The sequence below is a fragment of the Lysobacter sp. HA18 genome (assembly GCF_054057595.1).
In genome coordinates this window covers 2,843,354-2,869,750 of the sequence record NZ_JBSRZL010000001.1, presented here as the reverse complement: position 1 = coordinate 2,869,750, position 26,397 = coordinate 2,843,354, and the positions used below count along the sequence as shown (strand labels likewise).

Genomic DNA, 26,397 nt, shown 5'->3' with positions numbered 1-26,397 from the left:
TCCCTGCAGGAGGCGTGCTGATGTTCACCGGCATCATCGAAGGCGTCGGCGCGATCGCCGCCGTCGAGCCGCGCGGCGGCGACGTCCGTCTGCGCGTCGCCACCGGCACGCTCCCGTTCGACGACGTGCGCCTCGGCGAGAGCATCGCGGTGAACGGCGTCTGCCTCACCGTCGTCGCGTTCGATACGTCGTCGTTCGAGGTCGATGCGTCGACCGAAACGCTTGCGCTAACCACGCTCGGCCGCCTCGCGGCCGGTGCGGCCGTCAATCTCGAACGCGCGATGCGACCGAACGATCGCCTCGGCGGGCATCTCGTCAGCGGCCACGTCGATGGCGTCGGTGCGGTGGTCTCCGTGCACGACGACGCGCGTGCGCAACGCTGGCGTTTTTCAGCGTCGACCGCGCTACTGCGTTACATCGCGAAGAAGGGCTCGATCTGCGTCGATGGCGTGAGCCTCACCGTCAACGAAGTCGACAATGAAGGCTTCGACGTCGCACTCGTTCCGCATACCGTTTCGCACACCGCTTTTTCCTCAACGAATATCGGCGACGCGGTGAACCTCGAGATCGATCTCGTCGCGCGCTACGTCGAACGCCTGCTCACCGGAGAGCGCGCATGAGCTTCGCGACGATTCCCGAACTGCTGGAAGAAATCCGCGCCGGCCGAATGGTCGTCATCGTCGACGACGAGGATCGCGAGAACGAAGGCGACCTGATCATGGCCGCGGAACTCGTGCGGCCGCAGGACATCAACTTCATGGTCACGCATGCGCGGGGGCTGGTGTGCATGTCGCTGACGCGCGAGCGTTGCCGACAACTCGGCCTGCCGCCGATGGTGCGGCGACAACACCTCGCCGCACCACACCAACTTCACCGTCAGCATCGAAGCCGCGGAAGGCGTCACCACGGGCATTTCGGCGTACGACCGCGCGCATACCGTGCGTACCGCAGTGCGTCCGGACGCCGCGCCGCACGACCTCAGCCAGCCGGGCCACATCTTTCCATTGATGGCGCAGCCGGGTGGCGTGCTCAGCCGTGCGGGTCATACCGAAGCGGCGAGTGACCTCGCGTTGCTCGCCGGCCTCGAGCCGGCCGGCGTGCTGGTCGAGATCCTGAATCCCGACGGTTCGATGGCGCGTCGTCCCGAGCTCGAAGTGTTCGCGCGCGAGCACGGGCTGAAGATGGGCTCGATCGAGGCGCTGATCCGCTATCGGCTCGAGAACGAACACACGGTCGAGCGCGTGGAGTCTCGCGTCATCGAAACCGAGCACGGCCCGTTCAACCTTGCCGTCTACCGCGACCGCGTCAGCCATGCGCTGCACTACGCGCTGGTGCGCGGCGACGTCGATCCGGCCACGCCGACGCTCGTGCGCGTGCACATGCTCAATCCGCTGGCCGACGCGCTGCACTGGCGTCGCGCCGATTTCGGCCCGGCGGTGGGCGACGTGCTGGCGCGGATCGCGGCGGAAGGTCGCGGCGCGCTGGTGCTGCTGTCCGAGCCCGCGGGTGCTGACGCGCTGCTCGCGCGCATCCGCGAGCAGCCGGCGGAGGAGGGCGATCGCGGCGGGCTCGCCGAGTGGCGACGCAATGGCGCGGGCGCGCAGATCCTGGCCGACCTCGGCCTCGGGCGGCTGCGCGTGATCGGCACGCCGCGCAAGCAGATCGGCCTGGCGGGCTTCGGCCTGGAAGTCGTCGAGTACGTGGACGTGGCCCGCTGAGGCCACGTCTCACCGGCCGGACCGGCCCCACCCGTTAGAATTGCCGACCCTCTCCGGAAGCCCCGGCCCATGCCGCATCTCGAAGGCGATCTGCGCAGCCCCGCTGGCGCGCGCTACGCCATCATCGCCAGCCGCTGGAATCCGCGTATCACCGACACGCTGGTGGCCGGCGCGCGCAAGACGTTCGCCGACCATGGTGTCGACGACGCGGCGGTGGACGTGATCCGCGTACCGGGTGCGTGGGAGATTCCAGTGGCCGCGGCGCGACTTGCGCAGGCGCGCTCGCATGCCGCGATCGTCGCGCTCGGTTGCGTGGTGCGTGGCGACACGCGTCACTACGAGCAGGTGGCCGACGGCTGCTCCGACGGGCTGATGCGCGTCGCGCTCGAGCACCGCGTGCCGGTCGCGAATGGCGTGCTGGCGGTCGATCGCTTCGAAGACGCGGAAGCGCGCGCGGGCGGCAGCCATGGCAACAAGGGTGAGGAAGCGGCGCTGGTCGCCATCGAAATGGCGCACCTGCTGACGCAGCTGCCTGGAGCGAACGAATGAACAAGAGTCCCCGCCGCGACGGCATCGATCCCGTACTGCGTTCGCGCGCGCGTCGTCGCGCACTGCAGGCCGTGTACGCCTGGCAGCTGTCGGGCGCGCCGGTGCGCGAAGTCATCGCCCAGTTCGCGCACGAGCAGGCGCGCGAGATCGCCGACCTCGAATACTTCGAAGACATCGTGCGCGGCGTCGACGCCAACCACGTGACGCTGGACGAAGCGCTGCAACCGTTCCTCGATCGCGATGTCGACCAGGTCGATCCCGTCGAACGCGCGGTGCTACGCATCGCGGCATACGAACTGCGCATGCGCCCGGACGTGCCGTACCGCGTCGTCATCAATGAAGCCATCGAAACCGCCAAGCGCTTCGGCGCCGAGCACGGCCACACGTACATCAACGGCGTGCTCGACCACGCGGCCGCCGACTGGCGCGCCCCGGAAGTGCAGGCCGCGCGCCGTCCGCGCTGACGCACGACACCGCCGCGCACGCCCGCATGACCGCGCCCGGCGAATTCGACCTGATCGACCGCATCCGTCGCCGCGTCATCGCGCGCGACGACGTCGTGCTGGGCATCGGTGATGACGCCGCGCTGCTGAGCGTTCCGAGCGACCGGCAGCTCGTCGTCGCGATGGACACGTTGAACGCCGGCGTGCATTTCCCGCTCGATACCGCGCCTGCAGAGATCGGCTGGAAGGCGCTGGCGGTGAATCTGTCCGACCTTGCGGCGATGGGTGCAGAACCCGCGTGGTGCACGTTGTCCCTGTCGTTGCCTGCTGCGGACGACGTTTGGCTGGGCGAGTTTCTCGACGGCCTCGATGAACTCGCGTCATTGCACCGAGTCGCGCTTGTCGGTGGCGACACCACGCGCGGGCCCCTGTCGATCTGCGTCACCGTGCATGGCTTTGTCGAGTCGGGCCGCGCATTACGTCGCGACGGTGCTCGCGTTGGTGACGACGTTTGGGTGAGTGGCACGCTTGGCGACGCGGCCGGCGCGCTTGCGTTGCGCGGCATCGGGCCTGTCGCCGCGCCGGCTGCCGTCGATTCGGATATTGCGAGCGTGCTGCAGCGCCGGCTCGATCGGCCAATGCCACGTATCGTGCTCGGTCGAGGGCTCGTTGGTGTCGCGACCTCGTGCATTGATGTATCGGACGGGCTGCTTGCGGATGTCGGGCACATCGCGAAGGCGAGCGGGGTATCCGTGCATATCGATGTCGATGCTTTGCCGGCATGCGGGCAATTGCGTGCGGCGTTCGGCGGCGACGACCTGCGCCGGTTGCAGGCGAGCGGCGGCGATGACTACGAGCTGTGCTTCACCGCGCCGGCCTCTGCCAGGATGGACATCGAGTCGATCGCAGGCGATGCGAGCGTCTCCGTAACGCGGATCGGCACCGTTGATAGCGGCCGCGGCGTCATCGCGATCGATGACGCGGGCGATCCGTGGTCGCCGACACGCACCGGCTTCGATCATTTCGTGACACCTGATCAGCGATAGCGCGCTGCACGCTCGAGCACGGGTGCGAGGGCTTCGGGCGCGAGCACGTAGACGCTCGCAGGCTTTACCGGCAGTCCTGTCTCGAGCGGCACGCGCGGATCGATCGCTGCGGTGAGCGGCAACAGCGGCACGTCGATGCGCAATGTCACAGGCACGGGCGGCGTCCCCGCAATGACCTGGTAGAGCTGCGCCGCCATGACGAGTGTCGCGCCCAGCGATGGATGTATACCGTCGGGAAACGTCGCGGCACGAGACGTCGCCCGTGCTTGTGCCTGCAACGCGTCACCGGCATGCACGACGGTCGCCCCGATCCGACCGGCGATGCGCAAGGCTCCTTCGTGCTGCGCCGGTTGGCCGCCGGCATCGGGCGACCAGGTTTCGAGCAGCACCACATGCGTGCCGAGTTCGCGAGCGAGTGTCGCGAACGCACGATGCGCAACGAGCGCGTCACGGCAGTCGCTGGACACGCGGTCGACGTCGGACTGCATGCAGCCCAGAACCGCGCCGCGCTCCTGAAGCACGAGAACGTCCACGTGGTGATCGCGCAACGCGGTCGCAGCGACGCCGTCCTCCCAGCGCTCGTGCAGCGAGCCACCGGGCGCGACGTACGTGACGGTCTCGATCGCAGGTCCGTTCGGCTGTGAGCGCGCGAGAGCGACAACCACGCCCGGAAGGTTGTTTACGTACGTCAGGCTGTTGCCGACGAACATCACCCGAATGGGCGCACGCTCGGCGGCGCTGAGCGGCGCGATCGTAAAGAGTGTCGCGATGACTAGAGCTGCCAAACGGCGCATGGAAGTCTCGATTGGGCGACTTACCTTAGCCGGTGCCGTGCCGCTGGCGAGCACCGTCCAGCAGCAACCTCGCACGCTTACGAAGTGTGGGCAGGATCTCGGCCTCGAACCACGGATTCGCCTTGAACCAAGCCACGTTGCGGGGGCTGGGATGCGGCAGCGGGATGACATCGGGCGCGTAGTCGCGCCACGCGCGCACGGTGTCGGTGAGCGTGGCCTTGCGGCGATCGCCGAGGAAATAGGCCTGCGCGTACTGGCCGATCAACAGCGTCAGACCAAGGTTCGGCAACAGCGGCAGAAGTTGTCCGTGCCATGTAGCGCGGCATTCCGGACGCGGTGGTGCATCGCCGCTGCCTGCACGTCCCGGGTAGCAGAAACCCATCGGCACGATCGCGATGCGTGCTTCGTCGTAGAACGTGTCGGTATCGACCTGCAGCCAGTCGCGCAGGCGCCGGCCGCTGGCGTCGTCCCACGGCACGCCGCTGGCGTGCACGCGCGTGCCCGGCGCTTGGCCGACGATCAGCAGGCGTGACGTCGGCGACGCGCGCAGTACGGGGCGCGGGCCCAGCGGCAGATGCGCTTCGCACAGGCGGCAGGCGCGGATCGAGTCGAGGAGGGCGTCGAGGGCGGCGTCGAGGGCCATGGGCGAACGATGCACGATGGCGCTGGAACTTGCGCTTTATGCGGTGCGTGGCAGTGCTTTGCCAAGGTCAAGGATGCGGTCCGAGTCGATACGCCAGCGGTTGCCAAATAGCGCGGCGGGTCGCGCCTGCACCGATGCCGGAGGCGTACTTACGCGCGTCGCCGAAAGGCTCTCGCGGCGAATGCGAGCAGCAGCGCCGGCATGACCACCCAGACCAGCTCCGACATCACGACGTCCAGCCCGCGCGCGCTGAAGAACGCCGCACCAATCGGCGAGACCTCGATCGGCCGCCACGGCGCGAACACGCGCGCGTTCGATAGCGGCCAGCCGATCATCACGCCCGGTCCGCCGTTCGTGCAGAGATCGAGCAGCGGATGCGAGATCGCGCAGGCGAACACGAATGCGCCGGCGCGTCGCGCGGTTGTCTGCAGCGCGCTTGCTGACGACATCGCGATCAACGCGACGACGAGCGCGAAGGCGAACGAATGCGTGATGCCTCGATGCGCGAACAGCGTGCCGCGCTCGACACCGAACAGCATGCCCACGGTGTCCGCATCCGGAAGCATCGATGCAACGAAACCGACGGCGAGCAAGCGCGGTGGCATCGCGCGCGCGATGCGAACCGCGAGCGGCACCGCGAAATGGCCAACGATGCTTGGCATCAGGCGTCATCCGCGCGGAACGCGTCGCGCAGCCAGGTGAGCGTCGGGCGTTCGACGTCACCGCTCGCGTCGATGACGTCGAAACGGCACGACGCATCGGACCAGCGCGGATGCGCAGCAAGGAACGCGCTCGCGGCCTGCACCAGCTTGCGCCGCTTCGCGTGGGTGATCGATTGCGCGCCGCCGCCGAAGCGGTCGTCGGCGCGGTAGCGCACTTCGACGAAGACCAGCGTTGCGCCATCGCGCATCACCAGGTCGAGTTCGCCGAAACGGTAGTTGGCGTTCGCCGCGACGGGTGCGAGGCCCGCGCGGATCAGGTGCTCGCGCGCTGCCGCTTCCACGCGCGCGCCGCGCGAGCGCGTGGAAGCAAGTGGCACGTCAGCGTGCGGCGTCGGCCAGCGGCGCGGGGTCGCCGTTGGTGAAGGTCGACCACGCGGGCGTGCGCTGCACGTTGCCGAAGCCGTCGAGACGCAGCACGCCGGTCGCGCCTTCGACGGATGCATCGGCCTGGTGACCGAGCGAATCGAGATACGCGGTGAGCAGCCACGCGTCGAAACCGAATGCGAACAGCTTGCCGGCGGCGCCCTTCGCGCTCGGAAGGCGTGCGCCCGTCGCTTCGGCGGTGGCGAGGCCGTGCACGCCATGCGTCACCCAGGATTCGCTGGGGAACGCGATGCCGTCGAGCACGCGGTCATCTTCCGCCTTGCCGGTTCCGGAGAGGATCTGCGACGTCGCCGTGCGCGGCTTGTCGGCCAGGCCCGCAGCGGATAGGCGCGGCACGATGGCGCGCGCGATGTTGCCCTTTGTGGCGAGGAATACCGCGTCGATCTGCTTGCCCGCGGCGACGGGCGCGAAGTCCGTCGCGCTGTCGTCGGCCACCGCAACCACGCTGCCGCCGCGTGCCGCAAGGCGATCGCGCAGTGCAGCGACGGCACGACGTTGCGTCTCCTCGTTCGACGCGATCACCAGCACGTTGTGCGCGTTGCGACGCATCAGGAAGTCGGCGGCCGCGAGGCCTTCGTCTTCCGGCGACAGCGAGAAACTCGACTGGCCCTGCGGCGGAGACTGCGTGCCGCGATTGAGCGCAAGCATCGGCACCGCGAGTTCAGTGCGACCGAACAACGCGCCGACTTCGTCGCGACCGAGCGGGCCGACCACGAAATCGTTGCCGTCGGTGCTGGCGCGGTCGTAGGCCGACATCGCACCGGCCGGCGTGCCGGCGGTGTCATAGAAACGCACTTCGGGACGACGACGCGTTTCACCGTAGTAACCGGCGAGGAAACCATCGCGGACCGGGCGCGCTGCCACCGAGAGCGGGCCCGACAACGGCAGCAGCACCGCGAGCTTCACCGGCGGGCGATAGCCGTCGCGATCGGCAGGCGGGCGGTTGTCGAAATTCCAGCCGGCGCGTGCGAACGCATGCGGCAGCGGCAGACCGCGACGCAGCAGTGCGCGACCGACATAGCTGTACAGCGGATCGTCCGCGCCGAGTCGCTGCGCTTCGCGCTGCAGCGTCGCGTCGTCGAGCTGGCCGATCAGGCGATCGATCTGCGCTTCGGCGTCGTGGCGTTGCGTGCCGGTCTGGGTCGACAGCGCGGCCGCGAGTTCGCTGGCCTGGCGGATCGTGTCGCGCGTCGCCGAATTCTCGGCGGCAACCGGCGTGGTCGGCCGCGTGGGCGACTGCGCGCAGCCGAAGACGAGCACGGTCGCCAGCATGAGCGTGGCGATGCGGGTGATCGAACGGAATGAAACGGGAGCGGCGTTGAGCATCGCGCGGGCATCGGCGTGGACCGGGTTACGATTCTACCCGCGCCCCCGTGCAGGACCACGATGCAGACTTCCGGCACGCTCCACGTCGTCGCCACCCCGATCGGCAACCTTGGCGACTTCGGTGCCCGCGCCCAGGAGGTGCTCCGCTCGGTCGACGCCATCTGCGCCGAGGACACGCGCCACACGCGCCAGTTGCTGGCCCATTTCGGCATCGAGAAGGCGCTGGTCGCCCTGCATCAGCACAACGAGGACGCGCAGGTCGCGCAGCTGGTCGGCCGTCTGCGCGACGGGCAGTCGCTGGCGCTGGTCAGCGATGCGGGCACGCCGCTGGTGAGCGATCCGGGCTTCCGGCTGGTCCGCGGCGCGCGCGAGGCGGGCATCCGCGTGTCCCCGGTACCCGGCGCCTGCGCGGCGATCGCGGCGCTGAGCGTGGCGGGCATCGCGTCGGACCGCTTCGCGTTCGAAGGGTTTCTGCCGGCGAAATCCGGCGCACGCCGCGAAAGGCTGACGTCGCTCATCGCCGAGCCACGCACGCTGATCTTCTACGAAGCTTCGCATCGCATCGAGGAAGCGCTGGCCGACTTCGCCGAGGTTTTCGGCCCGCGTCGGGCCGTTCTCGGTCGCGAACTCACCAAGCTGTTCGAGACGGTGCTCGACGGCGACCTGCCGGCGCTGCACGCGGCGGTGGCGGCCGATCCCAACCAGCGCAAGGGGGAGTTCGTGCTGATCGTCGAGGGCGCGCCGGAAGATGCAGACGCCGTGCTCAGCGAAGGCCGTCGCGTCTACGCCACGCTGTGCGCGCACCTCAAGCCGTCGCAGGCCGCCAAGATCGCCGCCGAGCTCACCGGCGCGCCGCGCAAGGCGCTCTACGGCGGCGAGGGCTGATCGACGAATTCAGGCCCGACCAGTGCTGCGCCGCTACACTGCGCGCGGCGGAGTCGGCCAGACAGTCGCGTCATTCGCAAGAATGCCGAGGAAAGTCCGGGCTCCACAGGGCACGGTGCCAGGTAACGCCTGGGCGGCGCGAGCCGACGGAAAGTGCAACAGAGAGAGACCGCCGATGGCCCTGCCGCTTCGGAACACTTGTCGGACGTAGTCCGACCAAGTGCTTCCGGACCGCCGAAAGGCGGGGGCAGGGCACAGGCAAGGGTGAAACGGTGCGGTAAGAGCGCACCGCGAGTCCGGCAACGGACCGGCACGGCAAACCCCACCGGGAGCAAGACCAAATAGGGAGACGATGCCGCGGCCCGCGGTGTCTCCGGGTAGGTTGCTTGAGCGGCGCGGTGACGCGTCGTCTAGAGGAATGACTGTCCACGACAGAACCCGGCTTACCGGCCGGCTCCGCCACTTTCCTTTGCGATCAACCACTTGAGCCAAGCAGCCGTAGCCCGCCCCGCCGACGGGCGGTTAGCTCCGTGAAGCCGGCTGTAGAGCCTGTGGACATTCGGTGACGATCCGCGTCCAAGTGATTGTTGTCTCAACATTTGAGACAAAACAGCAGCTTGTGGATAAAGCTTGAACAAGTCTCTCAAGTGCGCCGCAAGTTGTTGACTTCACTTACAAAAATGACTGCTCAGGATTGTTGACAACCCTCTGGACGGGGCATAAGGTGGCTCCACGTGGGAAAACCGGGTATTTCGTGGTTTCCCCGTCACCATCAAGCCCGCGTGAAGACGGGCGACCGGAAGGGGCAGGTCCGTGTTCCAGGGCGAAAGCGCCATCACCATCGATGACAAGGGTCGGCTCGCGGTTCCCACCGCGTACCGCGATGTCATTGCGCGTGAGTGCGGCGGCCGTCTGGTGTTCACGTACAACCCGTTCGAGTCCGGGTCGCTTTACCTCTATCCGCAGCCGGTCTGGGAGCGCGTGCGCGATCAGGTCAATGCGCTGCCGAAGACCAAGCGCACCAGCCGCATATTCCAGCTGAAGCTGGTCGGTGCCGCGACCTTCGTCGAGCCCGACACCAACGGCCGCATCAGCGTGCCCGCGAGCCACCGTGCCGCGGTCGGCATCGAGAAGCGCGCCGTGCTGCTGGGGATGGGCGACAAATTCGAGTTGTGGAGCGAGCAGGCCCACCACGCGCAGATCCGCCAGACCATCTCTGACGACGATCTGAGCGACGGGCTGCTCGATCTGACGCTGTGACGGCCGGTGGCATGGAGCGCGCCGCGCTCACAGGCCACCTCCCGGTGATGTACGCGCAGGTCCTGGATGGTCTGCGTGTCGTTGGGGATGGAACGTATCTGGATGGCACGTTCGGTCGTGGCGGGCATGCCCGCGGCGTACTGGAGCGGCTCGGACCCGAAGGTCGCCTGCTCGTGATGGACAAGGATCCCGACGCGATCGCCGTCGCCGAACGAGAGTTCGGTGGCGATCCGCGCGTGGCCATCCACCGCGGCAGCTTCATCGACCTCGCGCATTGGGACGCGGCGGCGAACGGCCTCGACGGCATCCTGTTCGACCTCGGCGTGTCATCGCCGCAGCTGGACGTCGCCGAGCGCGGCTTCTCGTTCGGCAAGGACGGCCCGCTCGACATGCGCATGGATCCCGACGCCGGCGTCAGCGCTGCCGAGTGGATCGACAGCGCGACCGACCGCGAGATCGCCGACGTGCTGTGGACCTTCGGCGAAGAACGCCAGAGCCGCCGCATCGCACGTGCGATCGTCGCGCGCCGCACCGAAACGCCGATCGAGCGCACCGCACAACTCGCCGATCTCATCGCGTCGGTCGTTCCGCGTGGCGACCAGAAGATCCATCCGGCCACGCGTTCGTTCCAGGCGATCCGCATCCACATCAATCGTGAACTCGGCGATCTCGAAGACGGACTCGACGCGGCGATGGCGCGCCTGAAGCCCGGCGGTCGCCTCGCGGTGATCAGCTTCCATTCGCTGGAAGACCGCATCGTCAAGCAGTTCATCGCGCGTCATGCGAAAGCGCCGGCGGGCAATCGCCGCATGCCGGTCGAAGTCGAGTTCACGCCGACGCTGCGTGACATCAGCGGCGCGATGAAGGCCGACGACGCGGAAATCGCGATGAATCCGCGGTCGCGCAGCGCGGTGTTACGCGTGGCAGAAAAACTCCCGGAGGCCGCGTGATCCTGCGCGTCCTCCTCGCCATGCTGATCGTCGCGAATGTCGTGACGGCGCTGGCCATCGTCGAAACGCGCCAGCGTCATCGCCAGCTGTTCGTGCAGGCGTCGAAGCTCGAGCGTGCGCGCGACGATCTGAACATCGAATTCGGCCGGTTGCAGCTCGAGCAGGCGACGTGGGCCGAATCCAACCGCATCGACCAGGTCGCGCGCGACCGGTTGGGCATGAAGTTTCCGGAAGGCAATGACATCGTGGTGATTCGCCCATGAGAACCGCGGGCGATTCCCGTCGCGATCGCAACCAGCGCACGAAGGGCGGCGAGCTGATGCGTCGCCTGCGCGTGCTGGTCGGCGGTGCGTCGACCACGCGCGGTGGCCGCGCACGCATGGACGTTCGCATGCGCCTGCTGTGCCTCGTCGCGGCGATGGGCCTGTGCTCGTTCGCGCTGGTCGCGCGTGCGTTCTACATCCAGGTGCTCGATCGCGACTTCTACGTCGCGCAGGGCGAAGCACGTTCGTTGCGCGAGATTCCGATCCCGACCTCGCGCGGCATGATCACCGACCGCAACGGCGAGCCGCTCGCGGTATCGACGCCGGTCGAATCCGTGTGGGGAAACCCGCAGGAACTGCTGAAGAATCCTGATCGCCTGCCGCAGCTCGCCGACGCGCTCGACGTGCCGGTCGACGTGCTGCAGCGCAAGCTCAGCCAGAAGGCCGGCAAGGAATTTCTCTACCTCAAGCGCCGCATCAATCCGGACGAAGCGCAGAAGATCCTCGCGCTCGGCATTCCGGGCGTGGCGAGCCAGCGCGAATACCGCCGTTTCTACCCGCAGGGTGAAGCGATGGCGCACGTGCTCGGCTTCACCAACGTCGACGACGAAGGACAGGAAGGCCTCGAGCTCGCGTTCGACGAATGGCTGCGCGGCAAGCCGGGCGCCAAACGCGTACTGCGCGACGGTCACGGCCGCATCATCGAGAATGTCGACCTGGTGCGCGCGGCGGAACCCGGGCGCGACCTCACGCTCACGATCGACCGCCGCATGCAGTTCCTCGCGTATCGCGAGCTGCACAACGCGTTGCTCGAACACGGCGCGGCGAGCGGTTCGATCGTCGTGGTCGACATCGCCACGGGCGAAGTGTTGGCGATGGCCAACCTGCCGGCGTTCAACCCGAACGCGGTCGGCAGCACCGATCCCGACGCGCACCGCAATCGCGCCGTCACCGACGTGCTCGAACCCGGCTCGACGATGAAGCCGATCACGATTGCCGCCGCGCTGACCGCGGGCGTGGTCACGCCGACGACGCCGATCGACCTGTCGCCGGGCTGGCTCAAGCTCGGCCGGTACACGATCCGCGACCACCAGAACTACGGCCTGCAGACGGTCACCGGCGTCATCACCAAGAGCTCGAACATCGGCGCGACGAAGATCTCCGCCAAGCTCGACGACCACTATTTCTACGACTTCGTCCGCAAGTTCGGTTACGGCAGCAAGCCGGGCAGCGGTTTCCCTGGCGAGTCGGCGGGTGTTTTGCCGTCGCCTGCGCGCTGGAGCGGTACGTCGAAGGCGACGATCTCGTATGGCTACGGCCTGTCCGCAACGCCGCTGCAGATCGCGGTGGCGTATGCGGCAATCGCGAACAACGGCGTCATGACCGTGCCGACCTTCGTCAAGGGCGAGCACGGCCAGACCAAGCAGGTGCTCGACCCGAAGATCGCGCACGAAGTCATCAAGATGATGCAGACCGTGACCGAGAAGGGCGGCACCGCGACGCAGGCCGCGATCCTCGGTTATCACGTCGCCGGCAAGACCGGCACGGCGCGCAAGTTCAACGGCCGCGGCGGTTATTCGCAGCGTTACGTCGCGTACTTCGCCGGCATCGTGCCGGTCGACAACCCGCGCTTCGCGACCGTCGTCGTCGTCAACGATCCCGATCCGGGCAAGGGTTACTTCGGCGGTCTTGTGTCCGCACCGGTGTTCAAGTCGGTGATGGAAGGTTCGCTGCGTCTGATGGACGTACCGCCAGACGACATCGACACCTGGCTCGCCGCGCAGAACAAGAACGCGCCGGCGAACGGTGTGGCTCCGAAGCAGGTCGCCGCCGTCGTGCCGGATGCATCGGACGATGACGTCGACACGCCGCTCGACACGGCACCGGTGACGCCATGACGCACACGATGCGACTGGTCGAGCTGCTTCCCGACGTCGACGGCATCCCCGTCGACCTCGTCGTTTCCGGGCTCGTGCAGGACAGCCGCGAAATCAACGCCGGCGATGCGTTCGTCGCGATCGGTGGTTTCGGTGCGCACGGCCTTGGTTTCGTCGACGCGGCGAAAGCGCGCGGTGCGTCCGCGGTGCTGTTCGAGCCGCCGGCACCCGAAGAACATCCTGCGCCGGCCGAGGCGATCGCCGTGCCGGGCCTGCGTTCGCGCCTCGGCGAAATGGCGCATCGCTTCCACGGACGCGCCACCGAATCGATGACCGTCGTGGGTGTCACCGGCACCAACGGCAAGACGTCGACGGTGCAGCTCATTGCGCAGGCGTGGACGTTGCGTGGCGTGACCGCAGGCACCGTCGGCACGCTGGGCGTCGGCCTGTACGGCCACGCGGTGCCGACCGGATTCACCACGCCGCTGGTGCTCAAGCTGCACTCGGCGATCGGCGAGATGCGTGCCGATGGCGCCGAAGCGCTGGCGATGGAAGTGAGCTCGCACGCGCTCGACCAGGGCCGCGTCGACGGCGTGCGTTTCGATGTCGCTGCGTTCACCAATCTCACCCGCGACCATCTCGACTATCACGGCACCATGGCCGCGTACGGTGCCGCGAAAGCGCGCCTGTTCGGCTGGCCGGGCCTGAAGGCGGCGGTGGTCAATCTCGACGACGAGTACGGCGCGCAACTGTTCGACGCGTTGCCATCGCATGTGCGCGGCATCGGTGTGAGCTCGCGCGCCGCGGCGAATGCGTCGCTGCAGGCCGATGCAATCACGCTCGACGCCGGCGGCATCGCATTCGACCTGGTAAGCGATGGCGCGCGCGCCGCGGTGCGTTCGCCGCTGCTCGGCCGTTTCAACGTCGACAATCTTCTGACCGTCGCCGGCGTGCTGCACGCACTCGGCGCCGACGTGCGCGACGTCGCCGACACGCTCTCGCGGCTGCAGCCGATCCACGGCCGAATGAATCGCCTCGGCGATGCCGGCCAGCCGCTCGTCGTCATCGATTACGCGCACACGCCCGACGCGCTCGAACAGGCGCTGTCGACGCTGCGCGCTCACACCGCCGGTCGACTCGTTTGCGTGTTCGGTTGCGGCGGCGAGCGCGATACCGGCAAGCGCCCACAGATGGGTGCGATCGCCGAGAAGCTCGCGGATATCGCGATCGTCACCGACGACAACCCGCGCGGCGAAGACGGCGATGCGATCGTCGCCAACATCCTCGAAGGCTTCGCCGACCGCGCGCGCGCGACCGTGATGCGCGATCGTCGCGCCGCGATTCGTCATGCGGTGCAGGGCGCCGACGAACACGACGTCGTGCTGATCGCCGGCAAGGGTCACGAGCCCTACCAGGAGATCGCGGGCGTGAAGCATCCGTTCGACGACACGCGCGTCGCGCGTGAAGCGCTGGAGATCCGCGCATGAGGCCGTTGCGTCTGTCCGACATCGCGGCGATGACCGCCGGCCGCGTGGTCGGCGAGGACATCGTGGTCGATCGCCTGCTCACCGACACGCGCGGGCTGACCAGCGTAGAGCCGTCGGTGTGCGCGTCCAGCCTGTTCGTCGCGCTCAAGGGCGCGCGTTTCGACGGGCATGACCATGTCACCGTTGCGGCGGAGGCGGGCATCGGTGCCGCACTCGTATCTCGCATTGTCGGCGACATGCCGCAGGTGCTGGTCGGCGATACGCAGCTTACGCTCGCCGACATCGCGCGCGGCTTGCAGGCGTCGCGTTCAACGAAAGTCGTCGCGATCACCGGCAGCAACGGCAAGACCAGTGTCAAGACGCTCACGCTCGCCGTCCTCGAACTCGCCGGTCGCACGTACGGCAACCCCGGCAACCGCAACAACGAGATCGGCCTGCCGCTCGCGGTGATCGAAGCGCCGGAAGACGCGGAGTTCGCGGTCTACGAAATGGGCGCGGGTCAGCCGGGCGACATCGCGAATCTCACCGCGATCGCGCGCCCCGACGTGTCCATCGTCAACAACGTCGCGCCGGCGCACCTCGAACGCATGGGCTCGCTGCTCGGCGTCGCCGACACCAAGGCGGCGATCTACGACGCGCTGCCGACCGGCGGCGTCGCGGTGATCAATGCGGACGACAGCTTCGCGCCGCTGTTCGCCGAGCGCGCGAGCGGGCGTCGCCACATCCGCTTCGGACTCGACACCAGTGCGGACGTGACTGCGCGTGACGTGCGCACGACGGAAGCGGGTTCGACTTTCACGATCGTGACGTCCGACGGCGAAGCTGCAGTCGAACTCGCGATGCCGGGTCGTCATAACGTGCGCAACGCGCTCGCCGCGGCATCGCTCGCGATCGGCGCGGGCGTTCCGCTGTCGACGATCGCGCAGGGTCTTTCCGCTGCGCGTCCGGTCGCCGGTCGCCTGGTCACGCATCGCCTGCGCAGCGGCACAACGCTGATCGACGACAGCTACAACGCGAACCCGGGTTCGCTCGCCGCCGCGATCGACACGCTCGCCTCGATGCCCGGCGCGTCGTGGCTGGTGCTCGGCGACATGCGCGAGCTGGGCGACGACGCGGTCGCGCTGCATGCGCAGGCGGGCACGCGTGCACGCGAAGCCGGTATCGCGCGGCTCTACACGCTTGGGGCATTGAGCGCAGCGGCGGCCGACGCATTCGGCGCGAACGCGCGTCATTTCGACACACACGAATCGCTTGCCGAGGCACTGCGCGCGGACCTGTCCGCCGATGTGCGCGTCCTCGTCAAGGGATCCCGCGGCAGTGCGATGGATCGCATCGTCGCTGCGCTCCTCAACGGACAATCCCATGCTGCTTGAACTCACCCGCTGGCTCGAACAGCTGCAGAGCCACTTCGGCCTGTTCGGCTACCTCACGTTCCGCGGCATCCTCAGCGCGCTGACGTCGCTGTTCCTCTCGCTGTGGGTCGGCCCCGGCGTGATCCGTCGTCTGGGTCAGCTCAAGGCCGGCGGCCAGCCGATCCGCACCGACGGTCCGCAGTCGCATTTCTCCAAGGCCGGCACTCCGACCATGGGTGGCGCGCTGATCCTGCTCACCGTTCTCGCGTCGGTGCTGCTGTGGGGCGACCTGCGCAACCGCTACGTGTGGCTGGTGCTCGCGGTGATGGTCGCGTTCGGCGCGATCGGCTGGTGGGACGACTGGATCAAGATCGTGCGTCGTGACCCGAACGGCATGAAGTCGCGCACCAAATACTTCCTGCAGTCGGTCGCCGGCCTCGCTGCCGGCCTGTTCCTGTACTACACGGCCGACGCGCCGGCGGCGACGACGTTCTACATCCCGCTGTTCAAGCAGGTCGCACTGCCGCTGGTGAGCGTGTCGTTCGTGTTCATCGCCTACCTGTGGATCGTCGGCTTCTCGAACGCGGTGAACCTCACCGACGGACTCGACGGCCTCGCGATCATGCCGACGGTGCTGGTCGCCTGCGCGCTCGGCGTGTTCGCGTATGCGTCGGGCAATGCGGTGTTCTCGAACTACCTGCAGATACCGCAGATCCCGGGCGCCGGTGAACTCATCGTCATCTGCGCGGCGATCGCGGGTGCGGGCCTCGGTTTCCTGTGGTTCAACACGTATCCGGCCATGGTGTTCATGGGCGACATCGGTGCGCTCGCGCTTGGCGCGGTGCTCGGCACGATCGCGGTGATCGTGCGTCAGGAACTCGTGCTGGTGATCATGGGCGGCATCTTCGTCATCGAAACGCTGTCGGTGATGATCCAGGTCGGCAGCTTCAAGCTCACCGGCAAGCGCGTCTTCAAGATGGCGCCGATCCACCACCACTTCGAGCTCAAGGGCTGGCCCGAGCCGCGCGTGATCGTGCGCTTCTGGATCATCTCGGTGGTGCTCGTCCTGATCGGCCTCGCGACGTTGAAGGTGCGCTGATGGACATGTCCCGCCAGGCCACGCGTCTCGACGCGATCACCGGACGCTTCGATCCCTGGCTGCTCGGCCTGATCGGCGCGCTGCTCTGCCTGGGCATCGTGATGGTCGGTTCCAGCTCGGTCGCGCAGGCAACGAGCCCGACCTACTACCTGACCAAGCACCTGGTGTTTGTCACCGCCGGCTCGATCGCGGCGGCGTGGGTCATGCGCATGGAGCTCAAGACCATCGAGCGCTACGCGCAGTGGTTGCCGATCGTCGGCCTCGTGCTGCTGCTGATGGTCGCGGTGCCGGGCCTTGGCGTGACGGTGAAGGGCGCCAAGCGCTGGATCAATCTCGGCATCACCAACTTCCAGCCGGTCGAAGCCGTGAAGCTGATGATGGTCGTGTGGCTCGCGGCCTACCTCAAGCGTTTCAGCGAGGAAGTCAGCGCCAGCTGGAAAGCCATCATCAAGGTCATCGGCGTCGCGCTTGCATTCGCCGGCGTGCTGCTCGCGGTGCAGAAGGATTTCGGCTCGTCCGCACTCATCCTGGCGATGACCGCCGGCATGCTGGTGCTCGGCGGTGCGAACCTACCGCGCCTGGTCGGACCGGTGCTGGCGCTGGTGCCGATGGCGGGCGCGATGATCCTGCTCGAGCCGTATCGCGTGCGTCGCCTGACCTCGTTTACCGACCCGTTCGCCGATCCGTTCGGCGACGGCTACCAGCTCGCGAACGCGCTGATGGCGGTGGGTCGCGGTGAATGGTTCGGCGCCGGCCTCGGCGCCTCGGTACACAAGCTCTCGTACCTGCCGGAAGCGCATACCGACTTCATCATGGCGGTGATCGCCGAAGAACTCGGCTTCGTCGGCGTCTGCGGTGTGATCGCGCTGTACTCGGCGCTGGTCGCGCGCGCGCTGTGGGTGGGCCTGCAGTGCATCGAGATGCGTCGTCATTTCGCGGGCTACTGCGCATTCGGCATCGCGTTGTGGATTGGCATCCAGAGCACGGTGTCGATCGGCGTGAACCTCGGCCTGCTGCCGACCAAGGGCCTCACGCTGCCGCTGATCTCGTACGGCGGCTCGTCGATCGCGATGACGATGGCGGCGATGGGCCTGCTGCTGCGCATCTCGTACGAACTCGAGCGCGCGCGTCGTCAGGTTGCGCTGCGCCGCGACGCCGTCGGCACGACGCCGGTCGCGAGCAAGATCGAAACGCCGGTCGCGCGTCCGTCGGCTGCAGCGCCTGCCGCAGCGCCGGTCGGCCGCGTCGATCCGCGCGGCACCAGCCGCCTGCGTCCGCGCATCGAACCCTTCTTCGGGCGTCACAGCGCATGACGGATGCGCGCGCCAATGCGAACGCAGAGGTCGGCGTGATGATCCTCGCCGGTGGCACGGGCGGGCACATCTTCCCGGGCCTCGCGGTGGCGCACGAGCTGCGACGTCGTGGCGTCGCGGTCGGCTGGCTCGGCAGCGAAGGCGGCATGGAAACGCGGCTGGTCCCGCAGCACGGTATCGACGTCGACACGATCGCGATTCGCGGCGTGCGCGGCAAAGGCGCGGCCACGTTGCTCGGTGCACCGTTCAAGCTGATGTCGGCAGTGTCGGCCGCGCGTGCAGTGCTTGCGCGTCGTCGCCCGAAAGCGGTGATCAGCTTCGGGGGGTTCGCCGCAGGCCCAGGTGGCCTTGCCGCGAGGCTTGCGGGCGTTCCGCTGTACGTGCACGAACAGAACCGCGCACCCGGCATGACGAATCGCGTGCTTTCGAAGATGGCGCGTCGCGTGCTCACTGGTTTTCCGGGCACGTTCGCGAAGGAAGAAGTGGTTGGCAATCCCGTGCGCAACGAGATCGCGGACGTTGCCGCGCCGTCGGTGCGCTTCGACGGCCGCGAAGGTCCGCTGCGCCTTCTCGTGCTCGGCGGAAGCCAAGGCGCGGCGGCGCTCAATCGCGCCGTACCGACCGCGATCGCATCGCTGCGTGATCGCTCGCGCTGGCAGGTGCGTCACCAGTGCGGCGAGAAAATGCTCGACGCGGCAACTGCCGCCTATCGCGACGCCGGTGTCGATGAATCCGTCGAAACGTTCATCGCCGACATGGCCGCCGCATACGCATGGGCCGACCTCGTGGTCTGCCGCGCCGGCGCGCTGACGCTCGCGGAAGTCTGCGCGGTCGGCGTCGCCAGCGTGCTGGTGCCGTTCCCGCAGGCGGTCGACGACCACCAGACCAAGAACGCGCAGTTCCTCGTCGACCGCGGCGCCGCGCGCCTGCTGCCGCAGAACGACCGCCTCGCGTCGGCACTCGCCGACACCCTCGAATCTTTCGAAACGCGCCACGCGCTTCGTCCGATGGCGGACGCCGCACGCGCGCTCGCCAAACCGGATGCCGCATCGCGCGTGGCCGACCTCGTCATGGAACAGATCGTCATGGACCGCGCCGCATGATCGCCACGCATCGCCACCGCCTGCACGACAACGCGGCCGATGGTGGCGCGCGCGTGCACTTCGTCGGCATCGGCGGCGTCGGCATGAGCGGCATCGCCGAAGTGATGTGCACGCTCGGCTACGAGGTATCGGGATCCGACAATGCCGACAACGCGGTGACGCGTCGCCTCTCGCGTCTCGGCATCACCGTGCATCGCGGCCACGACGCTAACAACGTCGACGGCGTCGAATGCCTCGTCGTGTCGAGCGCGATCAAGGCCGACAATCCGGAGCTGATGGCGGCGCGCGAACAGCGAATCCCCATCGTTCCGCGTGCGGAGATGCTCGCCGAGCTGATGCGCTTCAAGCGCGGCATCGCGATCGCGGGCACGCACGGCAAGACCACGACGACGTCACTTACCGCCAGCGTGCTGGGCGAGGGCGGCATCGACCCGACGTTCGTCATCGGCGGCCAGCTGCTCGCGGCCGGCGCGAACGCGAAGCTCGGCGGCGGCGACTGGCTGGTTGCCGAAGCCGATGAATCCGACGGCAGCTTCCTGCGCCTGAACCCGCAGATCGCCGTCGTCACCAATATCGATGCCGACCACCTCGAGAACTACGGCGGTGACTTCGCCAAGGTGCAGGCCGCGTTCGACGAGTTCCTGCATCGCCTGCCGTTCTACGGCCTTGCAGTGCTGTGCATCGACGACGACGAAGTCGCGAAGCTCGCGAAGAATGCGACGCGCCATGTGCTGACGTACGGCTTCTCGGAGCTCGCCGACGTGCGCGCCGAGAACGTCGTGCAGCAGGGTGCGCGCATGCGCTTCACCCTTTGCATGCCCGATGGTTCGCGTTGCGAGACCACGCTCGCGCTGCCGGGCCGTCACAACGTGCAGAACGCGCTCGCGGCGGCCGCGGTGGGTTGGCAACTCGGCGTCGAACAGCCGGCCATCTGCCGGGCGCTCGAGAACTTCGCGGGCATCGGCCGTCGCTTCAACCTGCTCGCGCAGGTGCCGGTGGACGGCGGCACGGTGACCCTCGTCGACGACTACGGCCATCACCCGAAGGAACTGGACGCGGTGTTCAAGGCCGCGCGCGGTGGCTGGGCCGACAAGCGCCTGGTCGTTGCGTTCCAGCCGCATCGCTACAGCCGCACGCGCGACCTGTTCGATGACTTCGCCGCCGTGCTGTCCGAAGTCGACGTACTCGTGCTGACCGACGTCTACGCCGCGGGCGAAGCGCCGATCGCCGGCGCCGATGCGAAATCCCTGGCCCGCGCCATCCGCGCGCGCGGCCGCACCGAACCTGTCGTCGTTGCACGCGCCGCCGATCTCGCGCGCGTGCTGCCCGACGTCCTCCGTGCCGATGACCTGCTGCTGATGATGGGCGCGGGCGACATCGGCCATGCGGCACAGCACATCGCCGCGCATGGTTTTGAAGGAGCCGAGTCGTGAGCATCACCATCGTCCCGTCGCGCGTCACCGATCCGGCCGCATTCGGCCGCGTCGCAGTGCTCATGGGCGGCACCAGTTCCGAGCGCGAGGTATCGCTCGACTCCGGCCGCAACGTGCTGGAAGCACTGCAGTCCAAGGGCGTCGATGCATTCGGCGTCGATGGCATCGATGCGCTGGTCGATGCGATCCGCGACGGCCGCGTCGATCGCGTGTTCAACATCCTCCACGGCAACAAGGGCGGCGGCGAAGACGGCGTGCTGCAGGGCCTGCTTGAAGCGCTGCGGGTGCCGTACACCGGTTCGGACGTGCTCGGTTCCGCGTTGTCGATGGACAAGATCCGCACCAAGCAGGTGTGGCTGAGTCTTGGCCTGCCGACGCCGCGCTACGTGCGCCTCGCCAAGGGCGACGACGTGCATGCCGCGGCGCGCGATCTCGACCTGCCGGTGATCGTGAAGCCGTCCTGCGAAGGCTCGAGCGTCGGCGTGTCGCGCGTGCATGACGACGCCGGCCTCGACGATGCCGTCGCGCTCGCCGCGCATTACCCGGGCGAGATGCTGATGGAGCAACTTGTCGTCGGCGACGAACTCACCGTCGCGGTCATCGCGAACGGTGACGACTTCATCGCGCTGCCGTCGATCCGCATCGTGCCCAAGGGCGAGTGGTACGACTACAACGCCAAGTACATCGCTGAAGACACGCAGTATCTGTGTCCCGGCCTCGACGGTGATGCGGAAGTCGAGATCCGCCGCATCGCGGTCGCCGCGTTCAAGGCGGCGGGTTGCGAAGGCTGGGGTCGCGTCGACGTCATGCGCGATCGCGGCACCGGCAAGTTCTTCCTGCTCGAAGTGAATACGGCGCCCGGCATGACCAGTCATTCGCTGGTGCCGAAGGCCGCGCGCCAGGTCGGCATCGAATTCGCCGACCTGTGCTGGCGCGTGCTCGAGTCGAGCCTCACGCGCGGAGGTGCCGCGGCGTGAACCCGATGCTCCGTCTCGCAGGCTGGTTGATCGCCGTAGCGCTCGTCGCGCTGCCGGTGGTCGCCGTGCTGCGCGGATGGATCGGGTCCGACCGCTGGCCGCTCACGCATCTGCGTGCGACGGGTGCATTCGAACACGTTGACCCGCAACTCGTGCAGCGTGCGCTTCTGCCGTACGCCAAGCGCGGGTATTTCGCGGTCGACCTGCAGCAGGCGCAGGCGGCGATCGCGCGCCTCCCATGGGTCGACCAGGCGCAGGTGCGCAAGCGCTGGCCCGACGTTCTCGAAGTGTCGATCACCGAACATCGCCCGTTCGCACGTTGGGGCAACGATCGCCTGCTGTCCGATCGCGGTGCGTTGTTCGATGCGCGTGGCGCCGCTGTGCCGGCCGGCCTTCCGAATTTCAACGGCCCCGATGCGCGCACGCGCGACGTGGTCGAGCTGTACCAGCAGGCGCGCACGCTGTTCGCGCCGATCGGCATGCAGGTCGACACGGTGGTGCTCGATCCGCGCGGCAGTTGGTCGATCGTGCTGCTCGACCGCGCGCATGGCGGCATCCCGACTCAGGTGATGGTCGGCCGCAACGAAGCGCGCGCGCGCATCGGTCGCTTCGTGCGCCTGATGCCGCAGCTGCTCGTCAATCCCGAGCGCCACATCGAGCGCGCCGATCTTCGCTACACCAATGGTTTCGCACTGGTCTGGGCGGGCACTGCCGCGCCGGCTGCTGCGAAGCCGTCCGCGGGCAGCCGTTCCGGCGCCGACCTCGCGACGCCGTTGAAGGCGGCCATCGCCGCGCTGGCGCCGCATCGACTTTTCTTTCCTGACGTGACCACATGAATCGCAAGGGCGACAAATCGCTGATCGTCGGCCTCGACATCGGCACCTCCAAGGTGACCGCGCTGGTCGGCGAATACCTGCCGGGCCAGCCGATCGAAGTGATCGGCCTGGGCTCGCACGAATCGCGCGGCATGCGTCGCGGCGTGGTGGTCGACATCGACTCCACGGTGCAGTCGATCCAGCGCGCGATCGAGGAAGCCGAGCTCATGGCGGGCTGCGAGATCCGCTCGGTCTACGCGTCGATCTCCGGTAGCCACGTGCAGTGCCGCAACTCGCAAGGCATCGCACCGATCCGCGACGGCGAAGTCACCTACGCCGACCTCGATCGCGTGCTCGATGCGGCCAAGGCCGTCGCGATCCCCGCCGACCAGAAGATCCTGCACGCGATCCCGCGCGACTACGTGCTCGACGATTCGCAGGAAGGCATCCGCAACCCGGTCGGCATGACTGGCGTGCGCCTCGAAGTGCATGCGCACCTGGTGATCTGCGCGCAGTCTGCGGCCGCCAACATTTCCAAGTGCGTGCAGAAGTGCGGCCTCGCGGTCGACGACCTGATCCTGTCGGTGCTGGCGTCGTCGCAGGCGGTGCTGACGCCGGACGAACGCGAACTGGGCGTCGTGCTGGTCGATCTCGGCGCGGGTACCACCGACATCGCGGTGTTCGTGCAGGGCGCGATCGCGCATTCGGCGTCGCTGCCGATCGCGGGCGACAAGGTTACCGAGGACATCGCGCACATGCTGCGCACGCCGACGCCGGAAGCCGAGCAGATCAAGGTCCGCTATGCCTGCGCGCTCGCGCAGATGGCGACCGCGGAAGAATCCATCCAGGTGCCCAGCGTCGGCGATCGCCCGCCGCGACGCATGCCGCGTGCTTCGCTCGCGCAGGCGGTGCAGGCGCGTTACGAGGAAATCTTCGAGATGGTGCAGGCCGAACTGCGCCGCTCGGGCTTCGAGCAGCACGTCCGCGCCGGCATGGTGCTGACGGGTGGCGCGTCGAAGATGGAAGGCGTCGTCGAGCTTGCGGAAGAGATGCTGCAGATGCCCGTGCGCGTCGGCATTCCGCAGCACGTCACGGGCCTCGGCGAAGTGGTCGGCAATCCGGTGCATGCCACCGGCGTCGGCCTTCTGCTCATGGGCAGCCAGATCGAAAACCCGCGTCGACCGATGCTTCCGGCCGGACGCGCGGGCGGTTTTCTCAGTCGTTTGAAGAACTGGTATCGCGGCGAGTTCTGAGGGCAGAGCGCGTCGTCATTCGAAGCGGGCGAAGACACGAAAAAAAGTTGCAGGAATTTTCGTAGCGACAACACACAGCGTTCAATACATCAGCAACAATACACATCAAATAAAGCGCGCATCGGCACGAACGAATGCACGCACCAACGAGGACAACGGACATGGCGCATTTCGAACTGGTCGAGAAGATGGCTCCCAACGCCGTCATCAAGGTCGTAGGCGTGGGTGGCGGCGGTGGTAACGCCGTGGCTCACATGGTCAACAGCAGCGTGGATGGCGTGGAGTTCATCACCGCCAACACCGATTCGCAGGCGATCAAGAACTGCGGCGCGAAGCTGCAGCTGCAGCTCGGCGGCAACGTCACCAAGGGCCTGGGCGCAGGCGCGAATCCGGAAGTCGGCCGCCAAGCTGCGCTGGAAGATCGCGATCGCATCATGGATGCGCTGCAGGGCGCCGACATGGTGTTCATCACCGCCGGCATGGGCGGCGGTACCGGCACCGGCGCTGCGCCGGTCGTTGCGCAGCTCGCGAAGGAGATGGGCATCCTGACCGTCGCGGTCGTCACCAAGCCGTTCCCGTTCGAAGGCCGTCGCCGCATGCAGGTCGCGCTCAAGGGCATCGACGAGCTGTCGCAGCACTGCGATTCGCTGATCACGATCCCGAACGAGAAGCTAATCACCGTGCTCGGTCGCAACGCGACCATGATCCAAGCGTTCCGCGCTGCCAACGATGTGCTGCTCGGCGCCGTGCAGGGCATCGCCGACCTGATCGTTCGCCCGGGCCTTATCAACGTCGACTTCGCCGACGTGCGCACCGTCATGAGCGAGATGGGTCTCGCGATGATGGGCACCGGCGCCGCACGCGGCGACGATCGCGCGCAGGCCGCTGCCGAAGCCGCGATCCAGAATCCGCTGCTCGACGACGTCAACCTGTCGGGCGCGAACGGCATCCTCGTCAACATCACTGCCGGCCCGGACTTCACGATGGCCGAGTTCGACGAAGTCGGTCGCACCGTCGAAGCGTTCGCATCGGAAGACGCGACCGTCGTCATCGGCACCGTGCTCGATCCGGACATGCAGGACGAAGTGCGCGTCACCGTCGTCGCCACGGGCCTCAACCGCGCCGCCGCGCGGGCGAGCGACCGCGGCTTCGAAAGCCAGCGTCGTCCGCAGATGCAGGTCGTTGCCACCAAGCGTGACGGCACCACGGGCCTGCCGATCGACGAGGTCGCGAATGCGTACTCGCCGAACGTGCCGAACATGCCGAGCTTCAGCAGCAGCCTGCGCACCCGTGCCGATGCCGCACCCTCGGCACCGGCCGCATCGCAGCCGGCCGTCGCGGATTTCGGTGGCGACAGCTACCTCGACATCCCGGCGTTCCTGCGTCGCCAGGCCGACTGACGCATCGCGCGGCGTTGTCAGCCGCGCGTGTGAAACCGTTGCCGGCGCATCGCACCGGTGCGGAGTCGTAATCGTCATCGCCGGTGCTCGCGCATCGGCCGCAGTACGCGTCGCGCCCTCGCGACGTCACATGCTTCGACCGCCGTCCGTCGGTCGTTGATTGAGGTGGGATGCCCGCGAGGGCGTCCCACCGTTTTGCGTCGCGGCACCATACCGGCCGTCGGCACGCGCACTGACTCGCCCTCGGGATGACTTGGTCTTAACGTCCCGTGCCGCTATGTCACCGTCGGTGAAACAGCCCGTACCGGCTTTTCCGTTCAGGTTCAGCGGACCCCGTGTTAACTTTTCCGACCGGCACGTACCAGGCCCGACCGCACCCAATGCTCCGTCAGCGAACCCTCAAGAACACCATCCGCGCGACCGGCGTCGGTCTGCACAGCGGCGAAAAGGTGTTCATGACGCTGCGGCCGGCGCCCGTCGAAACCGGCATCGTGTTCCGTCGTACCGATCTCGATCCCGTGGTCGAGATTCCCGGACGCGCCGATCTCGTCACCGAAACCATTCTCTGCACGGGCCTGAGCTGCGGCGCGGGCAAGATCCAGACGGTCGAGCACCTGCTGTCCGCGCTCGCGGGTCTCGGCATCGACAACTGCTACATCGAGCTGTCCGCGGCCGAAGTGCCGATCATGGACGGCTCGGCCGGCCCGTTCGTATTCCTGCTGCAGTCGGCGGGCATCGCCGAGCAGGAGGCGCCCAAGCGCTTCATCCGCGTCACGCGCGAAGTCGAAGTGCGCGATGGCGACAAGTTCGCGCGGTTCTCGCCGCACGACGGTTTCCGCATCGGCTTCACCGTGCAGTTCGACCATCCGGCGATCCCGGCGTCGAACTCACGCGCGGTGGTCGACTTCTCGACCGACGCCTACATCCGTGAAGTCAGCCGTGCGCGCACGTTCGGCTTCATGCGCGACCTCGAGTACATGCGCGAGCGCAATCTCGGCCTCGGCGGCTCGATGGACAACGCCATCGTTCTCGACGAATTCCGCGTGCTCAACGACGACGGCCTGCGCTACGCCGACGAATTCGTGCGTCACAAGATCCTCGATGCGGTCGGCGACCTGTACCTCGCCGGCCACGCGATCATCGGCGCGTACGAGGGCTACAAGTCCGGCCATGCGCTCAACAACAAGCTGGTACGCGCGCTGCTTGCCGAGCAGGGCGCATGGGAAGAAGTGACCTTCACCGGCTCGGCGCCGACGCCTGTGGTGTTCGGCGCGCCCGGCATTCCGGCGCTCGGCCTCGCCTGAG

At 67.7% G+C, this 26,397-nt stretch carries 25 protein-coding genes, 1 other RNA gene and 1 pseudogene; 22 read left to right on the top strand and 5 right to left on the bottom strand.

Annotated features, from left to right (window positions below; all coding sequences use genetic code 11):
• Positions 1 to 20 precede the first annotated feature (20 nt).
• The 5 genes and pseudogenes from ACVWWW_RS13990 to thiL all read left to right on the top strand — a co-directional run bounded on the left by ACVWWW_RS13990 (position 21) and on the right by thiL (position 3,756).
• On the top strand, positions 21 to 620 hold the full coding sequence (locus ACVWWW_RS13990) for a riboflavin synthase (RefSeq protein WP_027081862.1): 600 nt from the start codon (positions 21 to 23) through the stop codon (positions 618 to 620).
• Positions 617 to 1,718, top strand: a pseudogene (ribB, locus tag ACVWWW_RS13985) (3,4-dihydroxy-2-butanone-4-phosphate synthase). The gene ACVWWW_RS13990 and the pseudogene ribB overlap by 4 nt, the downstream one beginning before the upstream one ends.
• Before the next feature lie 69 nt (positions 1,719 to 1,787).
• Positions 1,788 to 2,267, top strand: a complete 480-nt coding sequence (ribH, locus tag ACVWWW_RS13980) for a 6,7-dimethyl-8-ribityllumazine synthase (RefSeq protein ID WP_027081864.1) — start codon at positions 1,788 to 1,790, stop codon at positions 2,265 to 2,267.
• Complete coding sequence (gene nusB / locus ACVWWW_RS13975) at positions 2,264 to 2,731, top strand: transcription antitermination factor NusB (RefSeq protein ID WP_027081865.1); 468 nt, start codon at positions 2,264 to 2,266, stop codon at positions 2,729 to 2,731. The genes ribH and nusB overlap by 4 nt, the downstream gene beginning before the upstream one ends.
• 26 nt (positions 2,732 to 2,757) lie before the next feature.
• Positions 2,758 to 3,756: a thiamine-phosphate kinase gene (gene thiL, locus ACVWWW_RS13970; RefSeq protein ID WP_027081866.1), complete on the top strand. Its 999-nt coding sequence runs from the start codon at positions 2,758 to 2,760 to the stop codon at positions 3,754 to 3,756.
• Here the strand turns inward: thiL and ACVWWW_RS13965 are convergent.
• From ACVWWW_RS13965 to ACVWWW_RS13945, 5 genes are all read right to left on the bottom strand, one after another.
• Positions 3,747 to 4,550, bottom strand: a complete 804-nt coding sequence (locus tag ACVWWW_RS13965; protein ID WP_027081867.1) for a hypothetical protein — start codon at positions 4,548 to 4,550, stop codon at positions 3,747 to 3,749. The genes thiL and ACVWWW_RS13965 overlap by 10 nt on opposite strands.
• A gap of 25 nt (positions 4,551 to 4,575) precedes the next feature.
• Positions 4,576 to 5,193, bottom strand: coding sequence for a uracil-DNA glycosylase family protein (locus ACVWWW_RS13960; protein ID WP_036141001.1), 618 nt, complete (start codon positions 5,191 to 5,193; stop codon positions 4,576 to 4,578).
• 149 nt (positions 5,194 to 5,342) lie between these two features.
• Complete coding sequence (locus ACVWWW_RS13955) at positions 5,343 to 5,855, bottom strand: metal-dependent hydrolase (RefSeq protein WP_027081869.1); 513 nt, start codon at positions 5,853 to 5,855, stop codon at positions 5,343 to 5,345.
• Positions 5,855 to 6,232 (bottom strand): YraN family protein, encoded by a 378-nt coding sequence (locus ACVWWW_RS13950; RefSeq protein ID WP_027081870.1) that lies wholly within the window; start codon positions 6,230 to 6,232, stop codon positions 5,855 to 5,857. Before ACVWWW_RS13950 ends, ACVWWW_RS13955 begins: the two co-directional genes overlap by 1 nt.
• 1 nt (position 6,233) lies before the next feature.
• Entirely contained in the window at positions 6,234 to 7,625 is a 1,392-nt protein-coding gene (locus tag ACVWWW_RS13945) for a penicillin-binding protein activator (RefSeq protein WP_081671923.1), read from the bottom strand.
• 60 nt (positions 7,626 to 7,685) lie between these two features.
• On the opposite strand from ACVWWW_RS13945, the gene rsmI reads away from it, so the two are divergent.
• The 17 genes from rsmI (at position 7,686) to lpxC (ending at position 26,396) form a co-directional block, all read left to right on the top strand.
• Positions 7,686 to 8,510, top strand: coding sequence for a 16S rRNA (cytidine(1402)-2'-O)-methyltransferase (gene rsmI / locus ACVWWW_RS13940; RefSeq protein WP_027081871.1), 825 nt, complete (start codon positions 7,686 to 7,688; stop codon positions 8,508 to 8,510).
• Between the two features lie 49 nt (positions 8,511 to 8,559).
• Positions 8,560 to 8,972, top strand: an RNA gene (gene rnpB, locus ACVWWW_RS13935) — RNase P RNA component class A.
• A gap of 351 nt (positions 8,973 to 9,323) precedes the next feature.
• On the top strand, positions 9,324 to 9,770 hold the full coding sequence (gene mraZ / locus ACVWWW_RS13930; RefSeq protein WP_027081872.1) for a division/cell wall cluster transcriptional repressor MraZ: 447 nt from the start codon (positions 9,324 to 9,326) through the stop codon (positions 9,768 to 9,770).
• 11 nt (positions 9,771 to 9,781) lie between these two features.
• A complete protein-coding gene (rsmH, locus tag ACVWWW_RS13925) occupies positions 9,782 to 10,720 on the top strand; it encodes a 16S rRNA (cytosine(1402)-N(4))-methyltransferase RsmH (protein ID WP_027081873.1) in 939 nt (312 codons plus the stop codon).
• Positions 10,720 to 10,983: a cell division protein FtsL gene (gene ftsL / locus ACVWWW_RS13920; RefSeq protein ID WP_027081874.1), complete on the top strand. Its 264-nt coding sequence runs from the start codon at positions 10,720 to 10,722 to the stop codon at positions 10,981 to 10,983. The genes rsmH and ftsL overlap by 1 nt, the downstream gene beginning before the upstream one ends.
• 56 nt (positions 10,984 to 11,039) lie before the next feature.
• Positions 11,040 to 12,881 (top strand): penicillin-binding transpeptidase domain-containing protein, encoded by a 1,842-nt coding sequence (locus ACVWWW_RS13915; protein ID WP_051234763.1) that lies wholly within the window; start codon positions 11,040 to 11,042, stop codon positions 12,879 to 12,881.
• The gene (locus tag ACVWWW_RS13910) at positions 12,878 to 14,347 is read left to right on the top strand and encodes a UDP-N-acetylmuramoyl-L-alanyl-D-glutamate--2,6-diaminopimelate ligase (protein WP_027081875.1); all 1,470 of its coding nucleotides are present in this window, start codon (positions 12,878 to 12,880) and stop codon (positions 14,345 to 14,347) included. Before ACVWWW_RS13915 ends, ACVWWW_RS13910 begins: the two co-directional genes overlap by 4 nt.
• On the top strand, positions 14,344 to 15,720 hold the full coding sequence (locus tag ACVWWW_RS13905; RefSeq protein WP_027081876.1) for a UDP-N-acetylmuramoyl-tripeptide--D-alanyl-D-alanine ligase: 1,377 nt from the start codon (positions 14,344 to 14,346) through the stop codon (positions 15,718 to 15,720). Before ACVWWW_RS13910 ends, ACVWWW_RS13905 begins: the two co-directional genes overlap by 4 nt.
• Complete coding sequence (gene mraY, locus ACVWWW_RS13900; RefSeq protein ID WP_027081877.1) at positions 15,710 to 16,798, top strand: phospho-N-acetylmuramoyl-pentapeptide-transferase; 1,089 nt, start codon at positions 15,710 to 15,712, stop codon at positions 16,796 to 16,798. Before ACVWWW_RS13905 ends, mraY begins: the two co-directional genes overlap by 11 nt.
• Entirely contained in the window at positions 16,795 to 18,111 is a 1,317-nt protein-coding gene (gene ftsW / locus ACVWWW_RS13895; RefSeq protein WP_027082064.1) for a putative lipid II flippase FtsW, read from the top strand. Before mraY ends, ftsW begins: the two co-directional genes overlap by 4 nt.
• Positions 18,108 to 19,214, top strand: a complete 1,107-nt coding sequence (murG, locus tag ACVWWW_RS13890) for an undecaprenyldiphospho-muramoylpentapeptide beta-N-acetylglucosaminyltransferase (protein ID WP_036141004.1) — start codon at positions 18,108 to 18,110, stop codon at positions 19,212 to 19,214. Before ftsW ends, murG begins: the two co-directional genes overlap by 4 nt.
• Positions 19,211 to 20,647, top strand: coding sequence for a UDP-N-acetylmuramate--L-alanine ligase (gene murC / locus ACVWWW_RS13885; RefSeq protein WP_051234687.1), 1,437 nt, complete (start codon positions 19,211 to 19,213; stop codon positions 20,645 to 20,647). The genes murG and murC overlap by 4 nt, the downstream gene beginning before the upstream one ends.
• Positions 20,644 to 21,624 (top strand): D-alanine--D-alanine ligase, encoded by a 981-nt coding sequence (locus ACVWWW_RS13880; RefSeq protein ID WP_027081879.1) that lies wholly within the window; start codon positions 20,644 to 20,646, stop codon positions 21,622 to 21,624. The genes murC and ACVWWW_RS13880 overlap by 4 nt, the downstream gene beginning before the upstream one ends.
• Positions 21,621 to 22,460 carry a cell division protein FtsQ/DivIB gene (locus ACVWWW_RS13875; RefSeq protein WP_051234689.1) on the top strand — a complete coding sequence of 280 codons (840 nt, stop codon included), beginning with the start codon at positions 21,621 to 21,623 and terminating at the stop codon, positions 22,458 to 22,460. Before ACVWWW_RS13880 ends, ACVWWW_RS13875 begins: the two co-directional genes overlap by 4 nt.
• Positions 22,457 to 23,692: a cell division protein FtsA gene (gene ftsA / locus ACVWWW_RS13870; RefSeq protein ID WP_027081880.1), complete on the top strand. Its 1,236-nt coding sequence runs from the start codon at positions 22,457 to 22,459 to the stop codon at positions 23,690 to 23,692. The genes ACVWWW_RS13875 and ftsA overlap by 4 nt, the downstream gene beginning before the upstream one ends.
• A gap of 161 nt (positions 23,693 to 23,853) precedes the next feature.
• Positions 23,854 to 25,092 carry a cell division protein FtsZ gene (gene ftsZ, locus ACVWWW_RS13865; protein WP_027081881.1) on the top strand — a complete coding sequence of 413 codons (1,239 nt, stop codon included), beginning with the start codon at positions 23,854 to 23,856 and terminating at the stop codon, positions 25,090 to 25,092.
• A gap of 380 nt (positions 25,093 to 25,472) precedes the next feature.
• The gene (lpxC, locus tag ACVWWW_RS13860) at positions 25,473 to 26,396 is read left to right on the top strand and encodes a UDP-3-O-acyl-N-acetylglucosamine deacetylase (protein ID WP_027081882.1); all 924 of its coding nucleotides are present in this window, start codon (positions 25,473 to 25,475) and stop codon (positions 26,394 to 26,396) included.
• The last annotated feature ends 1 nt before the right edge of the window (position 26,397 follow it).